This window comes from Fulverythrobacter fulvus (assembly GCF_037154085.1).
Classification (GTDB): domain Bacteria; phylum Pseudomonadota; class Alphaproteobacteria; order Sphingomonadales; family Sphingomonadaceae; genus Andeanibacterium; species Andeanibacterium fulvum.
Genome location: NZ_JBANRM010000002.1, coordinates 506,684 through 529,483, shown reverse-complemented (window position 1 = coordinate 529,483; position 22,800 = coordinate 506,684). Strand labels below are relative to the sequence as shown.

Annotated in this window: 24 protein-coding genes; 10 read left to right on the top strand and 14 right to left on the bottom strand. The window is 65.6% G+C overall.

Features of this window, described 5'->3' with window-relative positions; genetic code table 11:
• Nucleotides 1–19 precede the first annotated feature (19 nt).
• Entirely contained in the window at nucleotides 20–700 is a 681-nt protein-coding gene (locus WFP36_RS08350; RefSeq protein ID WP_336979582.1) for an alpha/beta fold hydrolase, read from the top strand.
• Between the two features lie 850 nt (nucleotides 701–1,550).
• On the opposite strand, the gene WFP36_RS08345 is transcribed toward WFP36_RS08350, so the two are convergent.
• Together WFP36_RS08345 and WFP36_RS08340 are read right to left on the bottom strand one after the other, a co-directional pair.
• A complete protein-coding gene (locus tag WFP36_RS08345) occupies nucleotides 1,551–2,015 on the bottom strand; it encodes a GNAT family N-acetyltransferase (RefSeq protein ID WP_336979580.1) in 465 nt (154 codons plus the stop codon).
• Between the two features lie 16 nt (nucleotides 2,016–2,031).
• Nucleotides 2,032–3,042 carry an NAD(P)H-dependent flavin oxidoreductase gene (locus tag WFP36_RS08340; RefSeq protein ID WP_336979578.1) on the bottom strand — a complete coding sequence of 337 codons (1,011 nt, stop codon included), beginning with the start codon at nucleotides 3,040–3,042 and terminating at the stop codon, nucleotides 2,032–2,034.
• A 224-nt stretch (nucleotides 3,043–3,266) separates the two neighbouring features.
• Here WFP36_RS08340 and katG point away from each other — a divergent pair, with 224 nt between their 5' ends.
• The 4 genes from katG (at nucleotide 3,267) to WFP36_RS08320 (ending at nucleotide 9,553) form a co-directional block, all read left to right on the top strand.
• The gene (gene katG / locus WFP36_RS08335; RefSeq protein WP_336979577.1) at nucleotides 3,267–5,426 is read left to right on the top strand and encodes a catalase/peroxidase HPI; all 2,160 of its coding nucleotides are present in this window, start codon (nucleotides 3,267–3,269) and stop codon (nucleotides 5,424–5,426) included.
• 182 nt (nucleotides 5,427–5,608) lie between these two features.
• Nucleotides 5,609–6,124 (top strand): nuclear transport factor 2 family protein, encoded by a 516-nt coding sequence (locus tag WFP36_RS08330; RefSeq protein WP_336979576.1) that lies wholly within the window; start codon nucleotides 5,609–5,611, stop codon nucleotides 6,122–6,124.
• A 100-nt stretch (nucleotides 6,125–6,224) separates the two neighbouring features.
• Nucleotides 6,225–8,447 carry a TonB-dependent receptor gene (locus WFP36_RS08325; protein WP_336979575.1) on the top strand — a complete coding sequence of 741 codons (2,223 nt, stop codon included), beginning with the start codon at nucleotides 6,225–6,227 and terminating at the stop codon, nucleotides 8,445–8,447.
• Nucleotides 8,448–8,479: 32 nt separating this feature from the next.
• Nucleotides 8,480–9,553, top strand: coding sequence for a PepSY-associated TM helix domain-containing protein (locus WFP36_RS08320; RefSeq protein ID WP_419716622.1), 1,074 nt, complete (start codon nucleotides 8,480–8,482; stop codon nucleotides 9,551–9,553).
• On the opposite strand, the gene WFP36_RS08315 is transcribed toward WFP36_RS08320, so the two are convergent.
• Entirely contained in the window at nucleotides 9,554–10,822 is a 1,269-nt protein-coding gene (locus WFP36_RS08315) for an aspartate kinase (RefSeq protein ID WP_419716621.1), read from the bottom strand.
• A 56-nt stretch (nucleotides 10,823–10,878) separates the two neighbouring features.
• Between WFP36_RS08315 and ubiG the strand changes: the two genes are divergently transcribed.
• Nucleotides 10,879–11,616, top strand: a complete 738-nt coding sequence (ubiG, locus tag WFP36_RS08310; protein ID WP_336979573.1) for a bifunctional 2-polyprenyl-6-hydroxyphenol methylase/3-demethylubiquinol 3-O-methyltransferase UbiG — start codon at nucleotides 10,879–10,881, stop codon at nucleotides 11,614–11,616.
• 22 nt (nucleotides 11,617–11,638) lie between these two features.
• A complete protein-coding gene (locus WFP36_RS08305) occupies nucleotides 11,639–12,529 on the top strand; it encodes a bestrophin family protein (protein ID WP_336979572.1) in 891 nt (296 codons plus the stop codon).
• A gap of 183 nt (nucleotides 12,530–12,712) precedes the next feature.
• Here WFP36_RS08305 and WFP36_RS08300 read toward each other — a convergent pair whose 3' ends face one another.
• The 6 genes from WFP36_RS08300 to WFP36_RS08275 all read right to left on the bottom strand — a co-directional run bounded on the left by WFP36_RS08300 (nucleotide 12,713) and on the right by WFP36_RS08275 (nucleotide 15,436).
• Nucleotides 12,713–13,060: an ArsC family reductase gene (locus WFP36_RS08300; protein WP_336979571.1), complete on the bottom strand. Its 348-nt coding sequence runs from the start codon at nucleotides 13,058–13,060 to the stop codon at nucleotides 12,713–12,715.
• Nucleotides 13,061–13,105: 45 nt separating this feature from the next.
• Nucleotides 13,106–13,414: an antibiotic biosynthesis monooxygenase family protein gene (locus WFP36_RS08295; RefSeq protein ID WP_336979569.1), complete on the bottom strand. Its 309-nt coding sequence runs from the start codon at nucleotides 13,412–13,414 to the stop codon at nucleotides 13,106–13,108.
• Nucleotides 13,414–13,887: a crossover junction endodeoxyribonuclease RuvC gene (gene ruvC, locus WFP36_RS08290; protein WP_336979567.1), complete on the bottom strand. Its 474-nt coding sequence runs from the start codon at nucleotides 13,885–13,887 to the stop codon at nucleotides 13,414–13,416. The genes WFP36_RS08295 and ruvC overlap by 1 nt, the downstream gene beginning before the upstream one ends.
• A gap of 1 nt (nucleotide 13,888) precedes the next feature.
• Nucleotides 13,889–14,239 (bottom strand): DUF3147 family protein, encoded by a 351-nt coding sequence (locus tag WFP36_RS08285; RefSeq protein WP_336979565.1) that lies wholly within the window; start codon nucleotides 14,237–14,239, stop codon nucleotides 13,889–13,891.
• On the bottom strand, nucleotides 14,239–14,982 hold the full coding sequence (locus WFP36_RS08280) for a YebC/PmpR family DNA-binding transcriptional regulator (protein WP_336979563.1): 744 nt from the start codon (nucleotides 14,980–14,982) through the stop codon (nucleotides 14,239–14,241). The genes WFP36_RS08285 and WFP36_RS08280 overlap by 1 nt, the downstream gene beginning before the upstream one ends.
• 136 nt (nucleotides 14,983–15,118) lie before the next feature.
• Nucleotides 15,119–15,436, bottom strand: coding sequence for a heavy metal-binding domain-containing protein (locus tag WFP36_RS08275; protein WP_336980040.1), 318 nt, complete (start codon nucleotides 15,434–15,436; stop codon nucleotides 15,119–15,121).
• A gap of 121 nt (nucleotides 15,437–15,557) precedes the next feature.
• Between WFP36_RS08275 and WFP36_RS08270 the strand changes: the two genes are divergently transcribed.
• Nucleotides 15,558–16,271: a CPBP family intramembrane glutamic endopeptidase gene (locus WFP36_RS08270; protein WP_336979561.1), complete on the top strand. Its 714-nt coding sequence runs from the start codon at nucleotides 15,558–15,560 to the stop codon at nucleotides 16,269–16,271.
• Between the two features lie 4 nt (nucleotides 16,272–16,275).
• On the opposite strand, the gene WFP36_RS08265 is transcribed toward WFP36_RS08270, so the two are convergent.
• Both WFP36_RS08265 and WFP36_RS08260 read right to left on the bottom strand, forming a co-directional pair.
• Nucleotides 16,276–16,512 (bottom strand): DUF2312 domain-containing protein, encoded by a 237-nt coding sequence (locus tag WFP36_RS08265; protein WP_054531130.1) that lies wholly within the window; start codon nucleotides 16,510–16,512, stop codon nucleotides 16,276–16,278.
• A 117-nt stretch (nucleotides 16,513–16,629) separates the two neighbouring features.
• A complete protein-coding gene (locus WFP36_RS08260; protein ID WP_336979559.1) occupies nucleotides 16,630–16,944 on the bottom strand; it encodes a DUF1244 domain-containing protein in 315 nt (104 codons plus the stop codon).
• Between the two features lie 60 nt (nucleotides 16,945–17,004).
• Between WFP36_RS08260 and pyk the strand changes: the two genes are divergently transcribed.
• Complete coding sequence (pyk, locus tag WFP36_RS08255) at nucleotides 17,005–18,477, top strand: pyruvate kinase (protein WP_336979557.1); 1,473 nt, start codon at nucleotides 17,005–17,007, stop codon at nucleotides 18,475–18,477.
• 59 nt (nucleotides 18,478–18,536) lie between these two features.
• Here pyk and WFP36_RS08250 read toward each other — a convergent pair whose 3' ends face one another.
• Nucleotides 18,537–19,220, bottom strand: a complete 684-nt coding sequence (locus WFP36_RS08250; RefSeq protein WP_336979555.1) for a pentapeptide repeat-containing protein — start codon at nucleotides 19,218–19,220, stop codon at nucleotides 18,537–18,539.
• Nucleotides 19,221–19,431: 211 nt separating this feature from the next.
• Here WFP36_RS08250 and chrA point away from each other — a divergent pair, with 211 nt between their 5' ends.
• Entirely contained in the window at nucleotides 19,432–20,619 is a 1,188-nt protein-coding gene (gene chrA / locus WFP36_RS08245; RefSeq protein ID WP_336979553.1) for a chromate efflux transporter, read from the top strand.
• A 16-nt stretch (nucleotides 20,620–20,635) separates the two neighbouring features.
• Here the strand turns inward: chrA and WFP36_RS08240 are convergent, their stop codons facing one another.
• Nucleotides 20,636–21,430 carry a TlpA disulfide reductase family protein gene (locus WFP36_RS08240; protein WP_336979552.1) on the bottom strand — a complete coding sequence of 265 codons (795 nt, stop codon included), beginning with the start codon at nucleotides 21,428–21,430 and terminating at the stop codon, nucleotides 20,636–20,638.
• Nucleotides 21,431–21,445: 15 nt separating this feature from the next.
• On the bottom strand, nucleotides 21,446–22,777 hold the full coding sequence (gltX, locus tag WFP36_RS08235; RefSeq protein ID WP_336979550.1) for a glutamate--tRNA ligase: 1,332 nt from the start codon (nucleotides 22,775–22,777) through the stop codon (nucleotides 21,446–21,448).
• Nucleotides 22,778–22,800: the final 23 nt, after the last annotated feature.

Below are 22,800 nucleotides of genomic sequence, written 5' to 3'. Positions count from 1 at the left end.
GAAAAATCGGGAGAGAATAATGGCGAATTACGTTCTGGTTCACGGCGCCTGGGGCGGTGGGCAGAGTTATGACAAGACCCGCGTCGATCTGGAGGCCGCTGGCCACAAGGTGCTGGTCTGCGCCCTGAAGGGGATTGGTATTCGCCAGAACGAGCTGCATCCCGGCATCACCCTCACCGACCATATCAACGACGTGCTGGTGCAGATCGCCACGGCCGGGTTCGACCGCTTCATCCTTGTCGGCCATTCCTATGGCGGCATGGTGGTGACGGGCGTTGCCGCGCAGCTGGGCGCGCGGATCGATGCGCTGGCCTATCTCGATGCGTTCTGGCCCGAGGACGGCCAGTCGCTGTGGGACATCACCGGCGAGTTCGAGCATAATTGGTATATCGACCAGCAGAAGGGCAATCCGGGCCTCGTGCCGCCGATCGGCGGGATCGATTTCGAGATCGTCCCGAACGTGGTCGGCCTCCACCCGCTGCTGACCCTGCTGGAAGGCGTGAAGCTGACCGGGGAGGAGAAGAAGATCCCCCGCCACGCCTATGTCTATGCCACGGACTGGCAGCCCACGCCCTTCACTCGCTTCGCCGAGAAGGCCAAGGCCGACCCGGCCTGCGACTATTACGAGAGCAAGGCCAGCCATCACGTGATGAGCGACCAGCCGGAACAGATCGCGGAGATTCTGCTGGGGCTGGCGTGAGGGGATCGCCCCACTCTTTCGTCATTCCCGCGCAGGCGGGAATCCAGCTTCAAAGGTTGCCACTGGATCCCCGCCTGCGCGGGGATGACGAAGTGTAAGGGGGAAACGGGTGTCCTCCACGTCGTCCCGGACTTGATCCGGGACCGCTGTGAGGTGGGCGCCCAGCCGCCAGCGATCCCGGCGTTCGCCGGGATGACGAGGGGGCCCGGATGACGAAAGATGCAGACACACCTCACCCTCCGCTGGCGAATGCGGAGTAACGCCGGAAGGGAAAACCAGTCGGACGGGGTCCGGGCCGGTGTTTCGGGGCGCCCGCATGGGAGCCCGGTGACGCGGTTTTGTCTGCGAATGGCGGGTAAAGTCCGCGAGAACTCGCCGCTCGGCCCTTTCCGGCTCAGACGGGGGGCGACGAAGGGCTCGCAAGTGAGCCGCCCCCGGCGCTACCCGCGCGGCCCGCGCCGTGACATTCGGCGAGAGCCGGCGCCTGTGCCGGCAGAAGGTGCGGACGCTTCCGTGAAAGGCGAGCGAGGCGTTGCTATCCGCCTCACCTCACCCGGCTCACCCGAAACGCCGGCCCGGAAACGGAGGAGCACAAGAGCGAAGCGCAAAGCGCCCCCGACCCGCCGCTGGTGCCAGTTGGTTACTGGCGGACGACCATATAGCCAATATGGTTCGTTTTGTCAAGATGGGGAACCAATCAGCTCCTCCCTGTCCTGCGCAGCAGGATGGGGAGGTGGCGCGCGCCGCAGGCGCGTGACGGAGGGGTATGGCGCAACTCCCCCTCCACCACCGCCTTCTACGGCGGTCCCCCTCCCTATCGCTACGCGACAGGGAGGATCTTTGAGAAGCTTTACAACCCCAGCCGATAGGTCAGAAAGCCATCGTCCCGCTGCCAGCCCTCGCGCTCGTAGAGGGTCTGCGCCGTGAAATTATCCGTCGCCGTGGACAGCACCAGCCGCACGGCGCCTTCCGCTCGCGCGAACTCCGCCGCGCGGCGCAGCAGGGCTGTCGCCACGCCCTGCCCGCGCGCTTCGGGCGCCACGAACAGATCGTTGAGGATATAGATGCGCGCCATCCCCGCCGAAGTGAAAGAGGGGTAGAGCTGCGTGAAGCCCGCTGCCTTCCCGCCCAGCTCGGCCCCGCCAAGCTCAGCCAGGAACAACACGGATTCGCCGCGCGCGATCCTCTCCGCCAGAAACGCCCGCGCCCCCGCGACATCCGCGGGCTGGCGGTAGAACCGCCGATAGGCGTCGAACAGGCCCGCCAGCGCGTCGAGGTCTTCCGCCCCGGCACGCCTGACAGTCAGCCCGTTCATGTCGTTTGCGCGCCTCTTACTTCCGGCTGAGCGCGGCTTCGCACTCGCCCATCAGCGTCTGGATGATCTGTGCGGCGGGTTCTTCCGCCTTGACCATGCCGACCGACTGGCCCGCCATGACCGAGCCGGATTCCACATCGCCGTCGATCACCGCGCGGCGCAGGGCACCGGCCCAGAAATGTTCGATCTCAAGCTGGGCCGCGCCCATGTCCAGCTTGCCCTCGTCCAGCTTCTGGGCGACTTCGCGCTGCTTGGCGGTGAATTCTTCCGTGCCCTTGTTCTTCAGGGCGCGGACCGGGATCACCGGCAGGCGCGGGTCGATCTGCACGCTGGCCACCGCATCGCGCGCATTGGCGCGGAAGAAGGCCTTCTTGAAATCGGGGTGAGCGATGCTTTCCGTCGCACAGGCAAAGCGGGTGCCAAGCTGCACGCCCGATGCGCCCATTTCCAGATAGGCCGCGATCATGTCGCCCGTGCCGATGCCGCCCGCCACGAAGACCACGTGATCGGCGGCGAGTTCGGGCAGGAATTCCTGAGCCAGCACGCTGGTGGCCACCGGGCCGATATGACCGCCCGCCTCGCTGCCTTCGATCACCAGTGCATCCGCGCCGGAACGCAGCAGCTTCTTGGCCAGCGCCAGCGTGGGCGCGAAGACCAGCACCTTGCCGCCGAATTCCTTGATCGCTTCCACGCTGCCCTTGGGCGGAATGCCCCCCGCCAGCACCACATGACTGACCTGGTGGCGCTTGCACACTTCGATCAGGTCGAACAGCATCGGGTGCATGGTGATGAGGTTCACGCCGAAGGGCTTGTCGGTCAGCGCCTTGGTCCCGGCGATTTCCGCATCGAGCAATTCGGGCGTCATCGCGCCGCAGGCGATCACGCCGAAGCCGCCGCCATTGCTGATCGCCGCCACCAGATGCCGTTCCGAAACCCAGCTCATCGCCCCGCACAATATCGCATAGTCGCTGCCGAGGAATTCGCTGCCGCGGCGCATGAGGGCGGAGGTCTTGGGGAATGCGGTCATAGGCTGAGTGATCTCGATTGGACGCCCGCGAAAGGGGCCGGTTGGGCCGCGTTTTGGCGGCGCGCGGCCCGGCGCGCAAGCCTTTCGCTCAAAATCGCCTGAAGCGATCACAGTTTGAGTTTTAATCGGTTTCGCCGAATTTTACTCTTCGCCTATATTCTCTTCATCAGCGGACAACACCGTTTGAACGACACCCACACGCACAAGCCTAAGGGGAAGATGTCATGAACGCCGAAGCCAAATGCCCCGTCATGCATGGCGGCAACACCACCACTTCCATGGCCGCAACCGGCTGGTGGCCGGAAAGCCTCAATCTCGAAATCCTCAGCCAGCACGATCGCAAGACCAACCCGATGGGTCCGGACTTCGATTATCGCGAGGAGCTGAAGAAGCTCGATATCGAAGCACTCAAGGCCGACATGCACGCCCTGATGACCGACAGCCAGGACTGGTGGCCGGCGGATTGGGGCCATTACGGCGGGTTGATGATCCGCATGAGCTGGCACTCTGCCGGGTCCTATCGCGTGGCCGATGGCCGCGGTGGCGGCGGCACGGGCAACCAGCGTTTCGCCCCGCTCAACTCCTGGCCCGACAATGTCAGCCTGGACAAGGCACGCCGCCTGCTGTGGCCGATCAAGAAGAAATACGGCAACAAGGTAAGCTGGGCCGATCTGATCGTGCTGGCCGGCACTATCGCCTATGAGAATATGGGCCTCAAAACCTTCGGCTTCGGCTTCGGGCGCGAGGATATCTGGCACCCGGAACTGGACGTCTATTGGGGTTCGGAAAAGCAGTGGCTGGCCCCCAGCGGCAGCGAAGGCAGCCGCTATTCCGGTGAGCGCGAGCTGGAAAACCCGCTGGCGGCCGTGATGATGGGCCTGATCTATGTGAACCCCGAAGGCGTGGACGGCCAGCCCGACCCGCTGCGCACTGCCCGCGACATTCGCGAAACCTTCGCCCGCATGGCGATGAATGACGAGGAAACCGTCGCTCTCACGGCCGGTGGCCACACCGTGGGCAAGGCCCATGGCAATGGCAATGCCGCCCTGCTCGGCCCCGATCCGGAATCCGCCGGGGTGGAGGAACAGGGCTTCGGCTGGAAGAACCCCACCGGCAAGGGCAAGGGCCGCGATACCGTGACCAGCGGCATCGAAGGCGCATGGACCACGCACCCGACCGTATTCGACAATGGCTATTTCGACCTGCTGTTCAAATATGAGTGGGCCCTGACCAAGAGCCCGGCAGGCGCCCATCAGTACGAGCCGGTGAACATCGCCGAGGAAGACAAGCCGGTGGACGTGGAAGACCCGTCGATCCGCCTCAACCCGATGATGACCGATGCCGACATGGCGATGAAGGTGGACCCGATCTATCGCGAGATTTCCGAACGCTTCCACCGCGATCCGGACTATTTCCGCGAAGTCTTCGCCCGCGCATGGTTCAAGCTGACCCACCGCGACATGGGGCCCAAGGTCCGCTATTTCGGGCCCGACGTTCCGGAAGAAGACCTGATCTGGCAGGACCCGATCCCGGCAGGCCCCACCGGCTACAATGTGGAAGCCGTGAAGGCGAAGATCGCCGCCAGCGGGCTTTCGGTGGCCGACATGGTCGCCACTGCATGGGACAGCGCGCGGACCTATCGCCAGTCCGACATGCGCGGCGGTGCCAACGGCGCGCGCATCCGGCTCGCCCCGCAGAAGGACTGGGAAGGCAATGAGCCTGCACGCCTCGCCATGGTGCTGCCGGTGCTGGAACAGATCGCGGCGGAAACCGGCGCCAGCGTGGCCGACGTGATCGTGCTGGCGGGCAATGTCGGCGTCGAACAGGCAGCCAAGGCCGCCGGTTACGACATCGCGGTGCCCTTCTCCCCCGGTCGCGGCGATGCGACCCAGGAGCAGACCGACGTGGAAAGCTTCGAACCGCTCGAGCCGATCCATGACGGTTTCCGCAACTGGCTGAAGAAGGACTATGCCGTGCGCCCGGCGGAACTGCTGCTGGACCGTGCGCAGCTGATGGGCCTCACCGCGCCGGAAATGACCGTGCTGATCGGCGGGTTGCGGGCACTGGGCGCCAATCACGGCGGCACCAAGCATGGCGTGCTCACCGGCCGGGAAGGCGCGCTGACGACCGACTTCTTCGTCAACCTGACGGATATGGCCAATAGCTGGCATCCGGCAGGCGGCGGCACTTTCGAAATCCGCGACCGCAAGACGGGCGCGGTGAAGTGGACCGCCACCGAGGTTGACCTGACCTTCGGATCGAACTCGATCCTCCGGGCCTATGCGGAAGTCTACGCACAGGACGATAATCAGGAGAAGTTCGTGAAGGACTTCGTCGCCGCCTGGACCAAGGTGATGGAAGCCGACCGGTTCGATCTCGCCTGATCCATTCGGTCACCCCGAAGTCCCCGGGCCGCCACCCCCCCCTTTTTGGCGGCCTGGGGCGACCTCCCCGTCCTGATGGGCGGGGAGGTTTCCCTTTTCCGGCCTTGCCCTGCGCGGGCCTGCGGTTACTGTCCCGCCCCGAAGCCGCCACCAGCGCGGCCATATGGGAAGAGGGACATTTCATGAGGAAGATCTATTTCGGCCTGGCCGCCGCCTGCCTGGCCGCAACTGCCGCCGCCCCCGCCACGGCGCGCGAGCCGCTTACCGCGCAGGCCGTGATCGACAAGGCCGAGATCGAGGATCTGCTGACCCGCTATTACGCCCAGTTCGGCGGCGGGGTGCAGGATCACGTCGCCGAATATTATACTGCGGATGGCGAGATGGTGCTGGGCGCCAACAGCTATAAGGGCATCGAGGCGATCAAGGGCGCCTATGCCGCCGTCCCCGCCGATGCGCCGCAGCGCAAGAGCTTCGCGCTCAACATCCTGATCGGCAATCCGCTGATCAATGTGACGGGCGATACGGCCACCGCCCGCCTCGTCTTCACCGAATATGTCGTCGACAAGCAGGGCGATGCGCCGCGCATCCTGACGATGGGCCGCGAATTCGACTGGCTGGTGAAGGAAGGCGGGAAATGGCTGATCCAGAAGCGCCAGATCATGGGCGCCAATGGCACGCCCGAAGGCTGGGTCGACTGACCTCCTGCTCTTGAGAATGACTTGCAGTAGTAGGTAACCGCTGCTAGCGAGCCCCCGAATCCCGGATGGCGTCCTGCCGTCCGGGCGCAGGGGATATTCCATGTCGCTTCGCTTGCCGTTTTCGCTGTCCGTCTTCGCGCTGGTCGCAATGGCGGGATCGCCCGCCCTCGCGCAGAGCGAGACAGGCGCGGCAGCCAGCGAGAGCGGCGCGGAAGCGACCATCGAAAAACCCATCGTCGTCACGGCCGCCCGCACGATCCTGCCGGCCAATGCCCTGCCGCTGACCATCGACGTGATCGACGAGGAGGAACTGAGCCAGCAGGTCGTCATCGCCGGTTCGGTGACCGACGCAGTGGCGAACCTGCTGCCGTCCTTCTCCCCCACCCGCCAGAAGCTCTCCGGCGCGGGCGAGACCCTGCGCGGCCGCTCGCCGCTCTATGCCATCAACGGCATTCCGCAATCGACCCCGATGCGCGACGGCAGCCGCGACGGCTTCACTATCGACGCCTTCTTCGTCGACCGGGTGGAAGTGATCTTCGGCTCCAACGCGCTGCAGGGCATCGGCGGCACGGGCGGCATCGTCAATCAGGTGACGGTCGGCGCCCCGCGCGAGGAAGGCGTGAGCGGGCGCGTGCTGGTGCAAGGCACGGCGAGCGACGATTTCAATGGCGACGGCTTCGGCGGCAAGCTGGCCGGTCTCGTCCAGTACAAGGCCGGCGCCTTCGATGCGACTTTCGGCGCGGCCTATGAAAAGCGCGGCGTGTTCTACGACGGCGAAGGCCGCCGCGCGGGCATCAACCTGACGCAGGGCGAAACGCAGGATTCGCAGACTGTCTCGCTCTTCGCGCGGCTCGGTTACGAAGTGGGCAGCAGCGGCAGGCTGGACCTGATCGCCAGCCGCTTCGAACTGGATGGCGACGGCGATTTCATTCCGCTCGCCGGCAATCGCAACACTGGCCTGCCCACCAGCGCCGTGCGCGGCGACCCGCCGGGCATTCCCGCCGCGAACCAGGCGGAAAGCATCGCCCTGTCCTACACCGATAGCGATCTGGGCGGCGGCAATTTCATCAGCCAGGTCTTCTTCAACCGCACTTACGACACGTTCGGCGGCGAGCCCAATCCGATCGCGACCTTCCAGGACCCGGCGATTGCCCCCATCGGCACCCTGTTCGACCAGTCGGAGAACCGCAGCCGCAAGCTGGGCGCGAAATTCAGCTATGAACGGGCGATCCCCGGCATCGAGGCACTGACCGCAACCGTCGGCCTCGACATCATGACCGACAAGACCGAGCAGCGCCTGATCGCGACCGACCGCGTCTGGGTGCCGCCAAGCGACTTCCGCAGCATCGCGCCCTTCGCCCAGTTCAATCTCGGCCTGTTCGACGATGTGCTGCGCCTGGCGGGCGGCGTGCGTTACGAAAACGTCCAGATCAAGATCGACGATTATCACACGCTGGCTTCCACCACTGCCACCGGCAACCCGCCCAACCCGGCGACTTTCGGCGGCGTGGCGGTTTCCGGCGGCAAGCCGACTTTCGAGGATTTGCTGGTCAATGGCGGCGTGATCGTGGAGCCTTGGGCGGGCATCCGCGCCTATGCCAGCTATGCCGAAGGCTTCACTGTGCCCGACATCGGCCGCATCACCCGCGCGGTGAAGGTGCCCGGCGTCGACATGGACGATTACCTCGACATCAGCCCGGTGGTTTCCAACAATCGCGAAGTGGGCATCGAGGCCAAGCGCGGGATCGTGGATGCCAGCGCGACCTATTTCTGGTCATCCAGCGACAAGGGCCAGCTGCTGATCGCCGCAGGCAACGGCATCTTCGACGTGCAGCGCCAGCGAGTGGAAATCGAAGGGCTGGAACTGAACCTGGCTGTCACGCCCACGGACGGGCTGCGCCTGTCCGCCGGCTATGCCCGGATCAAGGGCCGCTATGACAGCGACAGCGCCAATCCCGACGGCATTGTCGATACCGATCTGGACGGCACCAATATCTCGCCCGACCGCGTGAATCTGGCCGCCAGCTACAGCGCCGGGCCGATCTCGGCTCGGGTGCAGACGCAGTTCTATCTCAAGCGCAGCTTCGATGCCGATGCCGGCAAGCCCGTGCCCGACGTGCGCAACAATTTCGGCGGCTATAACGTCACCGATGCCAGCATCCGTTACGACACGGGGTTCGGCGGCGTGACGCTGGCGGTGCAGAACCTGTTCGACCAGTTCTACATCGATTACAGCAGCGACACTCGCCTGCCGACCGACAATCTGGCCTATTTCGCCGGTCGGGGCCGCACCTTCACGCTCGCATGGGACGCCCGGTTCTGAGCCGCACGCCGGCCTGAAGCGGGGCATAGAAGATGATGCGGATAATCGACCTCGTCCATCGCTGGGCGGGCGGCATTGTCGGGTTGGTGCTGGCTGTGCTGGGGCTGACCGGCGCGATCCTCGTCCATAAGGAGGAATGGATCGCGCTGCCCCATGCCGGCGACGCGCGCGTGGCCGATGCCGCAGCGATTGCCGATACCACGGCCAGGATACTCGCTGCCGAGCCTGAGGCCGAGAGCATCATCTATGCCAGCGACCGTTTCGGCCTGCACCAGCTACGCCTGCCGGACGGAGCCGCCTATTACGACCAGTCCGGCAATCTGGTGACGCGCTGGTCCAGCCAGTGGGAACGGCCCGAAGTCTGGCTGTTCGACCTGCACCACCATCTCTTCACCGGCGATGTCGGGGAATGGGTTTCGGGCATAGCGGGCCTGTGCGCGGTGCTGTTCGTGATCACCGGCGCGATTATGTGGTGGCGCACCCGCAAGACTTTCAAGTTCCGCCTCTGGCCCAAGCGGATGAGCCGCCCCGCCATCGTGATGCAGCATCGCGATCTGGGGATCGTGGCCGCGCCCTTGCTGCTGCTTTCGGCGCTCACCGGGTCGATGCTGCTGTTCCGCCCGGTGGCCGAAGTGGTCGTGGCGCCCTTCTCCGGCTATGGCTCGATTGCTGCTGCCTTCAAGCAGCCCGAACTGGAAAGTGGCCCGCGTTCGGCAAATCTGGATGTGCGGGCGCTGGTCCTGACGGCCCATGCGCGCTTCCCGGATGCGCAGATCCGCATCCTTTCGTTTCCCGATGTGCCTGAAGCGGGCAAGCCCGGCAGGCCGATCACCATCCGCATGAAGCGTGCGGCGGAATGGTTGCCCAATGGGCGTTCGACCCTGTGGTTCGATGCCGCGGACGGGCGCCTGCTTTATGCGCGCGATGCGCTGGCCCTGTCGGCCGGTGCGCAGGCTTTCAACGCCTCCTACCCGCTCCACGCGGCCAAGGTAGGCGGGCTGCCCTATCGCCTGCTGATGACCTTCTCCGGCCTCGCCATGGCAATCCTGGGCAGCTTCGCGGTTTGGACCTTCTGGTTCAGAAGGCCCAAACCCAAGCGCGGCTGATCAGGCCGCTTCGTCCTTCGCGTCCAGATCATAGGCAGTGTGCAGCACGCGGACGGCCAGTTCGGTCTCGTCCTCGTCGATCAGCACGCTGACCTTGATCTCGCTGGTGGAGATCGCCTGGATGTTGATCCCGCGATCGGCCAGCGCCTTGAACATGGTGCTAGCAACGCCTGCATGGCTGCGCATGCCGACACCCACGACGCTGACCTTGGCGACCTTGTCGTCGCTGATCATGCGGAAGAAGCCGATCTTGTCCTTGTTCTCTTCCAGCAGCGCCTGAGTGCGCAGCAGGTCGGCCTTGGGGACAGTGAAGGTCACGTCCGTCTCGCCCTTATCCTTGGCGACATTCTGGATAATCATGTCGACATTGATGTTGTTGGCGGCAAGCGGTTCGAACACCGTGGCCACCGCGCCGGGGCGGTCCGCGATGCGGGTAAGGGTCACCTTCGCTTCGTTCTTGTCGGCGGCGATGCCGGTGATCAGCTGACGTTCCATGTCCAGTCCTTCGAGTTCCTCATCGCTGACGATCATCGTTCCGGGGAGCGTGTCGGCAGCCGGCGCATCGTCGTCGATGAAGGACGAGAGCACCTGCACCCGGACCTTCTCCTTCATGGCGAGGCTGACCGAGCGGGTTTGCAGCACTTTCGAGCCGACCGAGGCCAGTTCGAGCATTTCTTCGTAAGTCACGTGGCTGAGCTTGCGCGCCTTGGCCACGATGCGCGGATCGGTGGTGTAGACGCCGTCCACGTCGGTATAGATGTCGCAGCGATCGGCATTGACTGCCGCAGCCACGGCCACTGCCGAAGTATCCGAGCCGCCACGGCCCAGAGTGGTCACGCGATTGGCGGGCGACAGGCCCTGGAAGCCGGGGATCACCGCGATCTCGCCCGCGGCCATGCTGGCCAACAGGGCGGCGGAATCGATATCCTCGATCCGGGCCTTGGCATGGGCATCGTCCGTATGGATCGGCAGCTGCCAACCCAGCCAGCTGCGCGCCTTGCAGCCCATGGCCTGCAACGTGAGCGCGAGCAGGCCCGACGTGACCTGTTCGCCCGAAGCGACCACCACGTCATATTCCGCGGGGTCGTAAAGCGGGTTCGCCTCGCGGCAGAAGTTCACCAGGCGATCGGTTTCGCCCGCCATGGCGGAAACCACCACGGCGACTTCATGCCCCGCGGCCTGCTGACGGCGCACGATATTGGCGACGCGACGGATACGTTCCGTCCCCGCCATCGAGGTGCCGCCGAATTTCATCACGATCCGGGCCAAGTCGTTCTTGCTCCTGCACGCTGGAATCAGGTCTGGCGCGCTGTTAGGAGGGCAGCATGCCTAATGCAACTGTCGCATCTGCAACGATCCGCCCCGAAGAAGCCGAGCATTTCGGCGCGCTGGCGGCGGACTGGTGGAACCCCAAGGGATCGTCCGCCATGCTGCACAAGCTCAACCCCGTGCGGCTGGGCTTTTTGCGGGAGGCCGTGAACCAGCATTGGGGCGCCGATCCCGCCTCGCTCAAGCCGCTGACCGGGCGCAGCGCACTGGATGTGGGCTGCGGCGCGGGCCTGCTGGCCGAACCGCTCGCACGGCTGGGTGCGGCAGTCACGGGCGTGGACGCGGCGGCCCAGAACATCGCGGCGGCGCAGGCCCATGCGGCGGGCGGCGGGCTGGCGATCGATTATCGCCATGGCGAATTGGGCGCGCTGGGGCTTGGGCAATTCGACCTCGTCACCGCGATGGAAGTGATCGAGCATGTGGCGGACAAGGCGCTGTTCGTGCGCCAGCTGGCCGAGCGGATGGCGGATGGCGCACTGATGGTGCTCTCCACTCCCAACCGCACGCCGCAATCGCAATTGCTGATGGTCAGCGCGGCCGAAGGCGTCGGACTGATTCCCAAGGGCACCCATCATTGGGAAGATTTCATCACTCCCGACGAATTGGGCGAGTTGCTCGCCGATGCCGGGCTCACCATGGGCGAGCCGCGCGGTATTTCCTTCTCGCCAATGAAGGGCCTGCATTTGTCGGGCGATCTCTCGCTCAATTACATCGTCACTGCGCGGGCGGTCTGAACGCGATGTCGGGAGCCCCACGATGATCCTGCGCGACAAGCCGAGCTGGCTGGAACTGGCCTTCGCCGTGCGCGGCTCCATCGTGCCGCTGATCGCGCCGCGCATCTTCGGCCTGATGGCATTTTCGGCCGGGATGGTGCTGCTGCACCACCGCTATGCCGCCTTCCCGCAGATCGAGGCCGTGGGCTTTACCGTGTTCGGTATCGCGCTCTCGCTGTTTCTCGGCTTCCGCAACAACGCCGCCTATGACCGCTGGTGGGAAGGGCGCAAGCTGTGGGGCGGGCTGCTGGCCGACATGCGCAGCCTGGCGCGCGAAGTGCAGCTGTTCGTGCAGGGCGAGGAACGCCAGCGCCGCATCATCCGCGCCGCACGTGCCTTCATTCACCTGCACCGCGCCAATCTGCGCAAGCTGAAGGATGACGAACGGGCAAGGGAATTCGGCGGCGTTCTGGCCGATGCCCCCCACCCGCCCTGCGCCGCGCTGGATGCGATCTCCGCCGATCTGGGCGATGCCCTGCGGCAAGGGGCAATGGACGGCTTCGGCGCCAAGGCCCTGCAGGAGCGCCTCGCCAATATCGCCCTGCAACAGGCCGGGTGCGAGCGGATCGCCAATACGCCGCTGCCTTACGTCTATTCCCTGCTGATCTACCGCACGACCTATGTCTATTGCCTGCTGCTGCCACTGGCGCTGGTCGGCACCGCAGGCTGGATGACGCCGGTTTTCGTGGGCATCGTGGGCTATGTCTTCCTCGGCCTTGCCGAAGTGACCGAAGACCTCAGCCACCCCTTCGGCACTACGCCCAACGCCCTGCCGCTGGATGCGATCTGCCGCGCGGTTGAAATCAGCCTCGCCCCCCATCTGGGCGAGGAACCGCCCGAACCGCTGGGGGCGCGGAATTATTATCTGAGCTGAGGGGCGGGGAAGGCGCCCCTCAACTCGTCATCCCGGCGAAAGCCGGGATCGCTGCCCTTGTTTTCCATTGGTCATGGCAGAGCGCAGCTGTCGTTCTGCATAACACCTCGACGGCCCAGACATGGAAGCCGCCCCTAGCCGCCAGCGATCCCGGCTTTCGCCGGGATGACGCGGCCGGCGGCCTCACCCTAGCGCAGCCGCCCATTCATCCGCCTTGAAACCCACCAACAGCCCGCCGGAATATTCCACCACCGGGCGCTTGATCATGCTGGGCTGCTCCACCATCAGCGCCACCGCCTTGGCCGTATCGAGATCCTGCTTCGCCTCGTCCGGCAGCTTGCGGAAGGTCGTACCGGCGCGGTTCAGCAGCTTTTCCCAGCCTACGATCCCCGCCCAGCCTTCCAGCTTCGCGGCATCGCCCCCTTCCTTCTTGTAGTCATGGAAGGTGTAGGCGATCCCCTGTCCGTCGAGCCATGTGCGCGCCTTCTTCACCGTGTCGCAATTGGGAATGCCGTAGAAGTGGATCGTCATATCAGGCCTCGAATATCGGAATTGTGATCCTGCGCGCCTTATCGCTCAGCCTTCGCGCGCGAAATGGCGCACGCGCGGATCGGGGCAGGAATAGACGGTGTAGCTCTCGTAATAATCCGCACGGCCCCGGCCCTGCACCATGGCGTGTTCCGCGTGGCGGGCCCAGGCGCGGGCGTGATCCTCGCTCTCCCATTCGGACATGGAGAGGGTTTCACCATCCTCGGCGCGATAGCTGCGATAGGCGATGAAGCCGGGCTGCTGGCGCGCCAGCGCCTCCATCCGCGCGGAATCCTCGGCATAGGCTTCGGCGTCCATGTCCGCGCTTTTGCGGCTGCGGAACACATTGAGATACATCAGCGCCCTCCCCCAAGATGCGCATCGGCAATCGCCACGGCCAGCGCGTCCGCCGCATCGGCGCCCGCCACTTTCGCGCCGGGCAGCAGCACCTTGAGCATGGCCTGCACCTGATGCTTCTCCGCCGCGCCCGTGCCGACCACGGCCTTCTTCACCAGCCTTGTGGCGTGTTCGGCCACGGGGATCGATCCGCGCGCGCAGGCGGCCAGAATGGCGCCGCGCGCATGGGCCAGCTTCAGGGTGGATTGCGGGTTCTTGTTGACGAAGATCTCCTCCACTGCCGCCCTGTCCGGCGCATAGGTGGCGATCACCGCACTGACGGCATCGTGCAGGTGGAGCAGCCGTTCGGGCAAGGGCGCCTTGGCATCGGTGGCAATCTGGCCATTGGCGATGTGGCTGAGGCGCGAGCCTTCGCTGCGCACCACGCCCCAGCCGGTGCAGGTGAGCGAAGGATCGAGGCCAAGGATCAGCATGCTAGAGCCGCAGGCCAAGGCGCGGGGCAAGCGCCATCAGCGCCCCGTAAAGCGCAATGGTGAGTACGCAGCCCGCCAGCAGCGAAAGCCAGAAGGGCAGCCCGGCGCGCAGCATGGCCGGGATCAGCAGAAACATGGGCAGCGAGGGCAGCACGTACCAGAAGGTCGCCGCCGAATGCACTGCCATGTTCTCCGCATCGGGCCGTTCCCGCCACAGCAGGATCATGCCCAGGATCGAGACGAGCGGCAGGGAAGCTACCAGCGCGGCAAAGGCCGGCAGGCGCTTGCCGATCTCGGAAATGGCCGCGATCAAGGCGCCGGAAAGCAGCGCCTTGGCGACCAGTCCCCACATCAGCCCAGCTTTTCCATCACGTCGTCGGGAATTTCGTAATTGCCCCACACGGTCTGGACGTCGTCGTCGTCGTCCAGCGTGTCGATCAGCTTGAGCAGGGTCGCGGCAGTGCCTTCGTCCACCTCGGTCTTGAGGCTGGGCTTCCACGCCAGCTTCACGCCTTCGGCTTCGCCGAGGACCTTTTCCAGCTCGCGCGCGACTTCGTGCAGCGAATCGACCGACACCCAGATCGAGTGGCTGTCCTCGTCGCTCTCGACATCGTCGGCGCCCGCTTCGATCGCGGCTTCCAGCACCTTTTCCTCGTCACCCACCTTGCCGGGATATTCGATCAGGCCCAGCCGTTCGAAGCCGTGGCTCACTGCGCCCGAAGCGCCGAGATTGCCGCCATTCTTCGAGAAGGCCGTGCGCACATTGGTGGCGGTGCGGTTGCGATTGTCGGTCAGCGCCTCGACGATCAGGGCAACGCCGCCCGGGCCATAGCCCTCATACCGCACTTCTTCGTAATTCTCGCCATCGCCCTTGCTCGCCTTGTCGATGGCGCGCTGGATATTGTCCTTGGGCATGGACTGGGCCTTGGCCGCGTTGACGGCGGCGCGCAGGCGCGGGTTCATGTCCGGATCGGGCATGCCCATCTTGGCCGCGACAGTGATTTCGCGGCTGAGCTTGGAAAACATCGCGGAGCGCTTCTTATCCTGCGCGCCCTTGCGGTGCATGATGTTCTTGAATTTGGAATGGCCTGCCATGGGAACCTTCGGAAGTCTGTGTTCTTGCGGACTCCGGCGGGCGGAATCCCGTGTGGGCGCGCTCCTAGCTTACAGGCGCGCGCGCGGCAATGAGTGAGCTTTACTTGCGCGCTTTACTTGTCGGCTTAGCTGATCGTCAGAGCAACACCGCCGTGCCGCTGGCGCTGACCATCAGCATCGATCCGTTGGAGCCCAGCACTTCGTAATCGAGGTCCACGCCCACAACCGCATTGCCGCCGCGTTGCAGGGCCTGCTGCTTCATTTCCTCGATCGCCTCGTCCCGCGCGCGGCTCAGCACTTCCTCATATTTGCCGGAACGCCCGCCGACGATGTCGGTGATGGAGGCAAACAGATCGCGGAAGATATTGGCGCCCACGATCACTTCGCCGGTCACGATGCCGAGATATTCCTTTACCGGACGTCCTTCCACCAGGGCAGTGGTGGTGACGATCATCCCTTGCTCGCGCGAACTCTCCCAGGGGCCTGCCATCTTTGTTTACTCCCACATGCCATTGATGCGAGGAAGATAACGCGGCGCTCGCGCCTGCCAAGCCATTGGCGATGGAGTATTTCCTGTGACGGCCGACACGACCTATCCCCCGCCCATCACCATGCTGCGCGAGTTGGGGGGCTGGCTGCGCAATCCGCACCGGCTGGACCCGACCGGCCTGCGCGCGCCCGGCGCGCTGCGGCGGCTGGCGGTGCTGACCGCATTGATGGTGGCAGGCCTGCTGCTGGTGCTGCTGCCCGTGCTGGGCCTGTGGCAGAGCCTGTTCGACCTGCCCGCGCCCGACGCCTTCGGCAAGCTGGAGCCGCGGGTGATGATCCCGGTGGTGATACTGGCCGCGCCGATTCTGGAGGAAATGCTGTTCCGCGGCTGGCTGACCGGCCGCATCCGCGCGCTGTGGCTGCTCGCCTGCGCGCTTGTCATTGCCGCGCTGCTTTATGGCAGCACGCAGGGGTTGAATCCGGTTGCGGTAGGGGCGGGCTTTCTTGCCCTGCTGATCGCCATGCCGATCGGCTGGTTCTTCCTGAGGAAGCAACGCACGCCCGGCTGGTTCGACGCGGGCTTCCCGGCGATCTTCTATCTCGGCGCGGCGGGCTTCGCGCTGGTGCACATGGCCAATTATCCCAGCTTCTCCGCGCTCGCCCTGCCGCTGGTGCTGCCGCAATTATGGGCCGGGCTGGTGCTGGGCTTCATCCGCATGCGGATCGGGCTGGTGGCGGCCATGCTGGCCCACGCCCTGTCCAACAGCGCCGCCCTGACGGTGGCGCTGTTGGCAAGCTGATCGATCAGTCGAGGCCCAGCGCGCTGCGATAGGTATCCAGCACAAGGTCCATCTCGCGGCGATCGTCCGGCTTCATCTTACGCAGGCGCACGATCTGGCGCATGATCTTGACGTCGTAACCCACGGCCTTGGCTTCCGCGTAGACGTCGCGGATGTCGTCGGAGATGCCCTTCTTTTCTTCTTCCAGGCGCTCGACGCGCTCGATCAGCAGGCGCAGGCGATCATCGGTGGTTTCGGCCATCTGTGTGGGGCTCCGTTGGAATGAGAATCGGTTGCCGCGCTGATAGCGAGCGGCGCCGGAGGGGTGAAGGCGGCTTGGCCGATTCCTCCCCAGAATGGGAAAGATCCGCCGACCGGCTCAGTGCGTCCCGCCGTTCTTCTTCAGGCTCTCTTCCATCCGCGCCATCTGCTCGGGCGTCGCCTCGGTCTGGTACTTCGCCTTCCATTCTTCCATCGGCATGCCGTGGATCAGGGCGCGCGCATCGGGCTTGGACAGGCCCGCACCGGCATCGTTGATCCAGTCGGCCAGGCAATTGCGGCAGAAGCCGGAAAGCCCCATCAGGTCGATATTCTGGGCATCGTGGCGCTTGCGCAGATGGCGCACCAGACGGCGGAAGGCGGCGGCGGCCACGTCATCGGGCAGGGTGTCGAGCGGATCGGTTGCGTCGGTCATCAATATTTCCCGCAAAGCTGTAGTTGTAATGTCCCGTGCCTCTGACATAGGCACCGTCCCATGGCAAAATTCGAACAGCCCAAGCTCAAGCCCCGCAACCGCAAGGTCAAGATCCTCGCCACGATCGGCCCGGCCAGCCGCGATCCGGACATGCTCCGGCGTCTGGTGCAGGCAGGCGCGGATGCGTTCCGCGTGAACATGAGCCATGGCGACCATGCCACGCATGAGGAAACGATCAAGGCGATCCGTGCGCTGGAGAAGGAACTGGCCCACCCCATCGCGATCCTGTGCGACCTGCAGGGGCCGAAACTGCGCGTGGGCACTTTCCGCAAGGGCGACCGGGTGGTGATCCGCCATGGCAGCCACTTCACGCTGGACCGCAACCCCGAGCCGGGCGACGAAAACCGCGTCTGCCTGCCGCATCCGGAACTGTTCGGCATCCTCGAAAAGGGCCAGCGCCTGCTGATCGACGACGGCAAGATCCGCCTGCGCGTGATCCGGGCCGACGAGAACGAGATTCTCACCAGCGCCGAAGTGGGCGGCGTGATTTCCGACCGCAAGGGCGTGAACGTGCCCGATGCTGTGGTGCCCGTTCCCGCCCTGACGGAGAAGGACCGCAAGGACCTGGCCTTCGCCGTGAAGCACGGGGCGGACTGGATCGCCCTGTCCTTCGTCCAGCGGCCGGAAGACGTGGCCGAAGCGCGCAAGCTCATGGCCGGGCATGGCGCGCTCTGCGCCAAGATCGAAAAGCCCGCCGCGATCGACCGGCTGGACGAAATCATCGAACTGTCCGACGCCGTGATGGTAGCGCGCGGCGATCTGGGCGTGGAACTGAACCCGGAAGACGTGCCCCCGCTGCAGAAGCAGATTGTCAGCTGCGCGCGCAATCAGGGCAAGCCGGTGATCGTGGCGACGCAGATGCTCGAATCCATGATCGAGAACCCGACCCCCACGCGCGCCGAAGTGTCCGACGTGGCCAATGCGGTCTATGACGGGGCGGACGCCGTGATGCTCTCGGCCGAAACCGCCGCGGGCCAGTGGCCGGAAGAGGCAGTGACGATGATGGACCGCATCGCCGCCAAGATCGAAGCCGATGCCAGCTATCGCACGCGCATCCGCATGCATGACACGCGGCCCGATCCGACCACGGCGGATGCCCTGTCCCACGCCTGCATGACCATTGCCGAGACCATGCCGATTTCGGCCGTAGTGGTGTTCACCGGATCGGGCTCCACTGCCCGCCGCGTCTCGCGTGAGCGGCCTTCGGTACCGGTGATGGTGCTGACCCCCTCGCTCAAGACCGCACGCCGGATGGCGCTGCTGTGGGGCACTCATGCAGTGGCCACGCGCGATATCGGCAGTTTCGAGGAGATGGTGGCCAAGGGCAAGCGCATGGCCCTGCGCCACGGCATGGGCGAAGCGGGATCGCGGCTGGTGATGCTGGCCGGCGTCCCCTTCGGCACGCCTGGCTCCACCAACCTGCTCCACGTCGTGCGCCTGACCGGCGACGAGCTGGAACGCCACGGGGAATGAGGGTTTCACCGGGCAGCCGGTGAAACTCCTCCGCGCAAAACGGTAGCCTTCCGCACACCCTAGCGGACCTTCAGGCCAACCTCGCTGAGGAGCTGCGCGGCCTGTTCGCGCGAAATCGTGGCGCCGCGAAAACGGGACGCATCCCCCAGCCGCACACCGCCGAGATCGGCCCCGCGCAGGTCCGCGCCTTCGAAACCCGCCCCGTCCAGCACTGCCTCGCGCAGGCTGCAATCCTCGAAGGTCGCCATCCGGAAATCGCATTTGCGCAGGTCGGCCTGCGAGAAGTCGACCCGCAGGAGGCTGGCCTTCCTGAACGAGCGACCCGTCAATCTGGCATTGACCAGCAGTGTCTCCGAGAAATGGAGATCGATGGCCTTCACTTCGGAGAAATCCGCACCGGTGAGCTTGCAGCCGACGAACCGCGCACCCTCGAGCGTGCTGCGCTTCATCGAGGCATTGTTGAAATCGCAGGCCGCGAACGAGGCTTCGGACAGATCGCATCCCACAAGACTGGCAAAGGCCCCGCGGCAGGATTGCCAGCTGGTGCGATCAACCCTGGCGCCGCTGAAGTCGGTCCGGCGCAGGTTGCATTGCCGGAACGTCCATCCCGAAAGGTCGAGGCGCGACAGGTCCGCTTCTTCCAGATCGCAGCCGATCAAGGTCTGCGACCCCTTCAAAGCCCGGATTTCCTCGCGGTTCATGGCCCGATCGCGGATCGACTTGTCGGAAAAGAGGTCCTCCATCCCCACGCTGTTAAACACAGGCCCCCTGTTCGGCCAGCCCCTGCCCAACCAGACAGGCGCCCGTTTATAGGCAGGGAAAACCACTGCCCTCTTTTCCGGCGTGCCCGATCCGGCTAGAAAATCCGCACGGGCAATGCGGACGCCCGTTCAGACGGTCATTCGTCCAAGTTCCGCTCCTATAGCCGCGCCTGCGGCACGGAGCGTATTTGACATGACGATGCCTGACCCCATGCCCCCTCGCCTCACTCTGCCGCAGCTTTTCGGCAAGTTCCTGCGCTTCGGCTGCCTCGCATTCGGCGGGCCGGTCGCACAGATCGCGATGATCCGCCACGCGCTGGTGGAGGAAGAACGCTGGATCGCCCCCGCCCGCTTCAATCGCCTGCTGGCGGTGATGCAGATATTGCCCGGCCCGGAAGCGCATGAGCTGTGCGTGCATATGGGCATGATGGCGCGCGGGCGCATCGGCGGGTTGCTGGCCGGGCTGGGCTTCATGCTGCCGGGCCTGATCCTGATGCTGGCGGCGGGCTGGTTCTACACCGAATGGGTCGTGTCCCACCCGGCCACCGCCACGGCCCTGTTCGGGGTGCAGATCGTGGTGCTGGCGATCATCCTGCGCGCCGTGCACCGGATCGGCGGGCATATTCTCGAAGACCGGCTGCTGTGGGCGCTGGCCATCGCCAGCTTCGGCGCCACCTTGCTGGGAGTGCCGTTCTGGATACCGCTGGCGGCCTCCGGCCTCGCCTGTGCCCTGGCCGGCCGGAAAGCACTTGCAGGGCTGGTGCTTGCGATAGCGGCAGTGCTCGGCTGGCTGCTCCATTCGCCCGAAACGGCCGGAGTCGTCACCGTTCACGCCAATGCCGGGCCGCCCACCGCCCTTGCCCTGTTCATCGCCGGGCTAAAGGGCGGGCTGCTGACCTTCGGCGGCGCCTATACCGCCATTCCCTATCTGCGGGCCGACACAGTGGGGCGCGGCTGGCTGTCCGATGCCAGTTTCCTCGATGGGGTGGCGCTGGCGGGCGTGCTGCCCGCGCCGCTGGTCATCTTCGCCACTTTCGCGGGCTATGTCGCCGGTGGGCCCGTGGGTGCACTGGCTGCCACGGCGGGGATGTTCCTGCCCGCCTTCGCCTTTTCCATGATCCTGTTCGAACGGCTGGAAGCAGTGGTGGAGAACCCGGCGCTGCACCATCTGCTGAACGGCGTGGCCGCAGGCGTGGTGGGGATCATCGCCGCAACGCTGGTCCAGCTGGGCTGGGCCACCGCGCAACGGATCACGAACCTGCCCGCCGCGCTGGCGATCTTCGCGGGCGGCGTGGCGGGTATCTGGCTGCTCAAGGGCAGATGGGTCACGCCCGTGCTGGTGCTGGCGGCCGGTCTGGCAGGCTGGGTTCTGACGCCCTGATCCGCGCTAATCCGCCCTAATCCGCGATGCGAGCTATCCCGTCGGCCAGTGCCGCGCGGGATAGCTCGCCCACATGGCTTTCCACGATCCGGCCCTGCCCATCCACGAAGAAAGTGGTGGGCAAGGCAGTGCTGTCCAGCGCGCGGGACAGGCCGGAGGCGTGGTCCAGCAGCACGGCGTCACTCTCGATGCCCTGACGCGCCAGATAGGCGTTCACGATGCGGCTATCCTCGCCCTGGCTGACCAGCAGGATCGGCACCTGCGCGCGCCCCGCCTCATCCGCCAGCATCGGCAGCTCGCGGCGGCAGGGCGGGCACCATGTGGCCCACAGATTGACCACATAGGGCCTGCCTTCCAGCTGCTTGGGCAAGAAAACCCGGCCCTGCAGATCGGCCAGTTGCGGCAGTTCCGGCATCGGTCGAGGCGCCGGGCGCAGCAGGGCCGATCCGGCGAACCACAGCGCGGCAATCGCGGCCAGCATCGCCAGCGAACCCAGCAGCGCGGGCCGCGGCTTCACTCGCCAAGCGATCACGGCGCCGGCACCCAGGAACCCCGCCCAGCCCGTGAACCCACCCTGCCAGAGCGCGAAGGCAGACGCCCAATCCCGGGCAAAGGCATCGGTGTGAGTGAGGACATAGGCCAGCCGCGCGGCGACAATACCCACCGCCAGCGCCAGCCCGCCGGTCCTGGTCGGCAGGCCATGGCGTGCGGCGATCCGGTCGAATCCGAACAGGAAGGCCATGATCAGGGCCAGCGCCAGCAGCCGGTCGCTGGCCATCACCAGTGGCCCGAGCTGGACGATCCCCGGCATGGCCCGCTTGCCGCCTTACCCCTGCGCGGCCCGTTCCAGCCGGGCGCGAGCTTCGGCTTCCCCGATCAGGGGCAACAGCGCCTTCATGTCCGGCCCGGAATCGCGGCCGGTCAGCGCAAGGCGCAGCGGGTGGAACAGCGGCTTGCCCTTGCGCCCGGTCGCATCCTTCAGCGCGCCGGTCAGCGCGGGCCACGGGTCTTCGCTCCACGCCAGCAGGCGCGCAGCTTCGGCGAGGAACGCGCGGTCTTCGTCCGAGAACTCCGCCGCCTCGATAGGGCCAGTGACGACCTGCCACCAATCCGCCGCCTCGCCCACGTGGGTAAGGTTCGGGCGGATGGCCAGCCACGCATCCTCGCCCATGACGGCGGGCAGGCGATCCTGCACATCGGCATAGCCGAGCTGGTGGACGATCCCGGCATTCACCCGTTCCAGTTCCACATCGTCGAAACGGGCAGGCGCGCGGCCGAATGTCGTAAGGTCGAAGCTCTCGATCAGCGCGGCGCGATCGGCAATCGGCTCCACTGGCTGCGAAGTGCCCAGCCGGGCGAGGAGCGCCACCAGAGCCGCCGCCTCGATCCCGCGCTCGCGGAAGGCATCCGCGCCCAGCGAGCCGAGCCGCTTGGACAATTTGCCCTCGCTCCCCACCAGCAGCGCCTCATGCGCGAAGCGGGGATGCCCGGCACCCAGCGCGGCGAACATCTGGATCTGCAACGCGGTGTTAGAGACATGATCCTCCCCGCGCAGCACGTCGGTCACGCCCATTTCGATATCGTCGATCGCGCTGGGCAGCATGTAGAGCCAGGATCCATCCGCGCGACGCACCACGGGGTCGGAAAGCTGGGCCGGGTCGAAATGCTGGGGCCCGCGAATGCCATCTTCCCATTCGATGGCGGCGGAATGGTCCAGCTTGAAGCGCCAGTGCGGGGCGATGCCCCTGGCGGCATAGTCCGCATGGTCCGCCTCGGTCAGCGCCAGAGCCGCCCGGTCATAGATCGGCGGCAGGCCGCGCCCCAGCAGCACCTTGCGCTTCAGTTCCAGTTCCTGCGCGGTTTCGTAGCAGCGATAGAGCCGGCCCTCGTCGACCAGATAGTTGAACTGCATCTGATAGAGCTGGAAGCGTTCGGACTGGCGTTCCTCCCCTTCAGGCTCCAGCCCCAGCCAGGCCAGATCGGCGCGGATCGCCTCGACATATTCCTCTTTGCTGCGCTCCCCGTCCGTATCGTCGATGCGCAGCAGGAAGCGCCCGCCATGCTTCTTCGCCAGCATCCAATTATGGAGTGCGGTGCGGATATTGCCGACATGCAGCCGCCCGGTGGGCGACGGGGCGAAACGGGTGGTGACGGTCATGCGCGGCGCTTAGCGCCTATGGC